Source organism: Frankia sp. AgKG'84/4 (genome assembly GCF_023242965.2).
In the GTDB taxonomy this organism is placed as follows: Bacteria; Actinomycetota; Actinomycetes; order Frankiales; family Frankiaceae; genus Frankia.
Map to the genome: position 1 here is coordinate 1 of NZ_JALKFU020000724.1, position 535 is coordinate 535.

A 535-nucleotide genomic window follows, 5' to 3' on the forward strand; every position below is an offset into this window, starting at 1 on the left:
ATTCACCTGTTTGAGGAGCTGAGGCCTGCACAGGAACAGCACTTCCCCCCTGCGCTTCATTTAAGGCTCCAAAGACTCCTTCCAGCCATTCGGCCGCCGGCTCATCATAGTCAAGGTCGCAGTCAACGCGCGGATAAAGCCGTGTGCCGCCGAGCTCTTCCAGCCGAGAATCAAATTCTTTTCCCGTCTGACAGAAAAACTCATACGAGCTGTCACCAAGCGACAAAACAGAAAAGTGGAGATCGTCAAGCTTTGGCGCCCGTCTGCCATGAAGAAACTCATGAAAAGACAGCGCATTATCCGGCGGGTCGCCTTCTCCATGTGTGCTCACGACAATCAGCAGGTTTTGGACTTTTTTCAAATTGTTCGGCTTAAAATCACTCATGGACGAGACGGTTACCTGAAAGCCTCGCCCCTCAAGCATCTTGCACGCATTTCCCGAAAGCCCCTGCGCGTTTCCAGTCTGGGATCCGTAAAGAATGGTCACTTCTTTTGGGCTTATCTGCCCGGTGCGCCCAGCGGGAAGTTCTGGCAC

The 535-nt window shown here is 53.1% G+C and carries 1 protein-coding gene; it reads right to left on the reverse strand.

Features of this window, described 5'->3' with window-relative positions:
* On the reverse strand, positions 1-535 hold a 535-nt coding region (locus MXD58_RS31835), incomplete at both ends, for a flavodoxin domain-containing protein (RefSeq protein ID WP_250610061.1).